Origin of the sequence: Amycolatopsis rhizosphaerae, assembly GCF_007713715.1 — a bacterium.
In the GTDB taxonomy this organism is placed as follows: Bacteria; Actinomycetota; Actinomycetes; order Mycobacteriales; family Pseudonocardiaceae; genus Amycolatopsis_E; species Amycolatopsis_E rhizosphaerae.
Window position 1 is genome coordinate 1 of record NZ_VJWX01000615.1, and the last position, 3,792, is coordinate 3,792.

A 3,792-nucleotide genomic window follows, 5' to 3' on the forward strand; every position below is an offset into this window, starting at 1 on the left:
GCCGAGGCACCGGCGCCATCGACGCCGACGTCGGTGGCGAACAGCTCGGCGTCCCCACCCTCGGCGGCGGTGAGCCTGCCCGCCCGCAGGTTGCCGACCTCCCGGTCGAGCAGCTCGCCCTCGGTGTCGCTCGTGTCCCCGAGACCGTCGACCTCGGGCGCCGCCCCCGCCTCCCGGACCTCCCGCGCGAGCCGGGTGGCCAGGTGTTCCCCCGCGGCCGCTTCGCGGCCGGTGGTGCCCCAGTCCGTCGCCCCCCACGGCGCCTCGGCGGCCGAGTACCCCTCGTCCAGCGGGTCCTCCGGGTGTTCGTAGTCGAGGGTGTCCTGCCCTTCGAGCTGCTCGAACACCACGTCGTCGGTGTCGTCCGGCCAGTCCGCCATGTCACGCTCCTTGCTCGCGCCCGTGTTGTCCACTGGCCAGCCTTCGCCGCCCCGGCCCCGCCGCACAGGGCCTTTCGTCCACGAGTGCGGCGCCGACGTGCCCCGTGACTGACGCCCGCGCCGTGAGGGACCCCCTCAGTCGCGGGGCAGCAGGGGGCCCAGCGGGCCGAGGTCGATGTTGAGATCGTCGGGGGTCAGGCCGAAGTGGTCGCACAGCTCCTGCATGGCCTCGTCGAGCCGCATCAGGGTGAGGCCGATGGACTCGACCTGCTCGTCGGTGAGGTCACCGCGGTCGACCCGGCGGATCGCCTGCTTTTCCATCAGCTGGCGCAGCAGTTCCACGATGGTGAGGACCAGCCCGGCCAGCCCGCGCCGGGCGGTCTCCGGGTCCGTGTTGAGCCGTGCCCTGGGTGCCTCGCTCATGACGGCTCGACCGCCTCGAGTGAGCCGACCGAGGCCAGCAGCGCGCGCAGGGACACCCGCACGAGATCGACGTCCGAAATGGACAGTGTCAGCTCGCCGGTGATCACCACCCCGCCTGCCAGCACCCGGTCGAGGAGGTCGACCAGCGCGATCTGCCGGTCGGTGCCGGGCAGCGGTGCCGGTTCGGTCACGGCTCCTCCTCCCAGGCGGAAAACGAGTAGGGCGGCCACGGGCCGGTCAGCCGCAACTGGATCGCCTCGTGCGCCCGGTCCTGGGCGGCCACCGCCTCCGCGAACGCCGCCGACGCGGAATCGTCCACCAGATAGGCGCCGTTGAGGATCATCGGCAGGTCGTTGCCCGCCAGCTGCCGGGCCTGCGGCCGATGCGTGCGCGCCTCGGCGGACAGGGCCGCGAGTGCCTCGTGGATGGCGCGGACCTGCTCGGCGGCGATCTGCTCCGCGCGTTCCCTGGCGAGGTGCTGGCTGCGCTTGCGCCGGAGGTACGCCGCACCGGCACCCCGCCCGGACGCCCCGCTGGCCGCGGGTTCCGGCTCGCGGAGGCGGGACGGGTCGAGGAAGGCCTTCACGCCCCATTCGGTGCGCCCGCTCACCAGGTCGAGCAGGCGACGGAAGTCGCCCTCCCGTTCGGCCAGTACCGCCCGGACGCGGTCGTCGTCGTGGTAGACGGTGGCGAGCCGCAACGGCACGGCCGGGCGGGCGCGGACCACGGCGTCGACCACCGCGTCGTGGGCACGCGCCACCGTGGCGAGCCAGTCGATGTCCTCCAGGTTGCGGCGTAACGCCTCCTCGCCGAACGAATCGAGCGGCACGGTGCCGGCCACGGCGGTGAGCCCGGCGGCCTCGACCGCGTGGGGCCGCTCCCCCGCCACACCGCTCAGCGCGGTGAGCACACCGGGATCCAGTCCCGTCGTGACCGCGTACAGCCAGCTTCCCCGCTGGTCTTCCTGCTCACTCACCGGCGTCGTCCTCCAGCACGCGCTGCGGTTCCCGCTCGCCGACCGCCTGCTGCGGCGGTGCGCCTTCCTCCAGTTCGGCGATCCTGGCCCGCAGCCGCTGGTTTTCCAGTTCCAGTTTCGAATCCTGGCCCCGAAGCCAGGGGTCGTTCTCCCACCAGTCGATGCCGACCTCCTTCGCCGTCTCCAGTGAGGCGATCACCAGCCGCAGCTTGATCGTCAGCAGCTCGATGTCGAGCAGGTTGACACGGATGTCCCCGGCGATCACCAGGCCCTTGTCCAGAACTCGTTCGAGGATGTCGCCGAGGTTGGTCGAGGACTGCCCGCCGCCGACAGTGCTCACACTGCTCTGCGGCGAAACCGTCGTGGTGGGCCGTGGTCCGACGCTCATCGCCCGCCCGTCCCGGGATCGGTGTGCCCGCGCCCGTAGCGCCGGGTACGCCGGTAGGCCAGCAGGTTCCCGTCGAGGTCCATCTCCACCTCGTAGAGGGCGAGCATGTCCGCCGAGGAGGGAATCCGCCGCTCCTCGACGACTTCGACCTCGGCGACCCACCCGTCCTCGGCCGGTTCGACCATGGTGACCCCGACGGGGGTCTTCATGGTCAGCTTGCGGACGTGTTCCAGGGCCAGCAGCCCGGCTGTGGCGGCCGTCAGCTCCTTCTCCCCGCTCTCCGGCGGTGTGACCGCCATGCCTGTCACCTCTCCTTCGCGCCCGGGGCGCGCGCCATCCGGTCGAGCACCGCCTGCTGGATCTCGGCCTCTTCCTCCGCCGTGATCTCACCCGCCGCGCGGGCCCGTTCGGCTTCTTCGAGTTCACGCCGCGCCGTGGCGGGGTCGTGCAGCTCCTCCTGCACCCGCCGCTCGATCACCTCGGCCAGCGCGATCACCGCGCGGACCGGGGCGAACGGGAGACCGAGAATGCCGGTGATCAGGCCCATCGCACCACTACCCCTGGCCTTGCTGGGTGACCACGAAGTCGTACGGGGCCAGCGGCCCCCGCAGCTCGACGTCCACCCGGTCCCGCCACTGTTCGGCCACCCGGTCGACCAGTTCCTCCAAATCGGACTGCCGCGCCACTTCCACCAGCACCGCGAGGTAGACGGCGTCCTCCTCGTGGGTGGGCTCGCGGACGTTGACGGGGGCATCGAGCACGGAGGCGATCGCCTCGGTCATGGTGGCCGTGTCGGCTTCGCGTTTGGCCGTGATGGCGTTGTTGATGTGCTCCCCCAGCGCGATGCGCTCGTTGCGGGTCGCGTCCTCCGGCTTGCCCCGGAGCGACTCCCGCAGCTGGGCCAGCTGGGGATTCTCCTCGAGGATCTCCCTCAGCACCACGTTCTCCTGGTAACGCCCCCGGATCACGTACTGGGCCTTGCCCTCCAGTTCGGTCAGGGCCGCGGCGAACTCGTCGTGGTGCTCGGTGAGCAATTCGCCGGTCACGGCCTCCTCGCTGGCGACCACCGCGCCGAAGCGCATCGGCAGCACGGGTGCGGCGGCCGCGGTCCCGTCGAGCACCGCGGCGTGCGCGGTCAGGTCCGCGGGACGGCCCAGCGCCTCGTCTCGGGGAACCTTGCTCACCAGTGCCGCGATGTCGTCGCACCGGACCACCCGGACTTCGCTGTCGTGCACGCCGCGCGCGTCCGGTTCGGCTTCGACGTCGGCGGGCACGATCCCGTAGACGTAAACGACGGTGTCCTGTTCGGACGGTTCAGGTCGTGCGGTCTGCTCCGGCGCGGTCTCCCGGGTCGTCGTCCCCGTCATCTCAATCGCCCCTCCTGCCCCGGGTGGCGCGCTCGCGTTCACGCTGGGCCTCGCCGAGGAAGTCCTGAAGCTTCTCACCCGCCGCTTCGATAACCCCTTTCGTCTTGGACTTCGCGGCCCCCGAGGTGACGCCCTCGATCAGATCGGGCAGTCCCTTCTTCTCGGTCTCGGAGATCTCCAGACGGTTGACCGCGTCGGCGAACCTCAGGTAGGTGTCCACACTGGCGACCACCACGCGGGCGTCGATGGTGATCAGCT

8 protein-coding genes and 1 pseudogene are annotated in these 3,792 nt (G+C 71.4%); all 9 read right to left on the reverse strand.

Features of this window, described 5'->3' with window-relative positions; translation table 11 throughout:
* Positions 1 to 380, reverse strand: a 380-nt coding sequence (locus FNH05_RS34205; RefSeq protein WP_144592993.1) for a DUF5709 domain-containing protein, incomplete at its 3' end; no start/stop codon positions are given.
* Between the two features lie 135 nt (positions 381 to 515).
* Positions 516 to 803 (reverse strand): gas vesicle protein K, encoded by a 288-nt coding sequence (locus tag FNH05_RS34210; protein WP_144592994.1) that lies wholly within the window; start codon positions 801 to 803, stop codon positions 516 to 518.
* Positions 800 to 994 (reverse strand): gas vesicle protein, encoded by a 195-nt coding sequence (locus FNH05_RS39625; RefSeq protein ID WP_246128115.1) that lies wholly within the window; start codon positions 992 to 994, stop codon positions 800 to 802. The genes FNH05_RS34210 and FNH05_RS39625 overlap by 4 nt, the downstream gene beginning before the upstream one ends.
* Positions 991 to 1,779, reverse strand: a complete 789-nt coding sequence (locus FNH05_RS39630; RefSeq protein WP_246128116.1) for a GvpL/GvpF family gas vesicle protein — start codon at positions 1,777 to 1,779, stop codon at positions 991 to 993. Before FNH05_RS39630 ends, FNH05_RS39625 begins: the two co-directional genes overlap by 4 nt.
* The gene (locus tag FNH05_RS34220; protein WP_144592995.1) at positions 1,772 to 2,167 is read right to left on the reverse strand and encodes a gas vesicle protein; all 396 of its coding nucleotides are present in this window, start codon (positions 2,165 to 2,167) and stop codon (positions 1,772 to 1,774) included. The genes FNH05_RS39630 and FNH05_RS34220 overlap by 8 nt, the downstream gene beginning before the upstream one ends.
* Positions 2,164 to 2,466 carry a gas vesicle protein GvpO gene (gene gvpO, locus FNH05_RS34225; RefSeq protein ID WP_144592996.1) on the reverse strand — a complete coding sequence of 101 codons (303 nt, stop codon included), beginning with the start codon at positions 2,464 to 2,466 and terminating at the stop codon, positions 2,164 to 2,166. Before gvpO ends, FNH05_RS34220 begins: the two co-directional genes overlap by 4 nt.
* Before the next feature lie 5 nt (positions 2,467 to 2,471).
* On the reverse strand, positions 2,472 to 2,714 hold the full coding sequence (locus tag FNH05_RS34230; protein ID WP_144592997.1) for a gas vesicle protein GvpG: 243 nt from the start codon (positions 2,712 to 2,714) through the stop codon (positions 2,472 to 2,474).
* A gap of 7 nt (positions 2,715 to 2,721) precedes the next feature.
* Positions 2,722 to 3,534 (reverse strand): GvpL/GvpF family gas vesicle protein, encoded by an 813-nt coding sequence (locus tag FNH05_RS34235; RefSeq protein WP_144592998.1) that lies wholly within the window; start codon positions 3,532 to 3,534, stop codon positions 2,722 to 2,724.
* Position 3,535: 1 nt separating this feature from the next.
* Positions 3,536 to 3,792: pseudogene (locus FNH05_RS34240) on the reverse strand (gas vesicle protein); the annotation flags it as partial.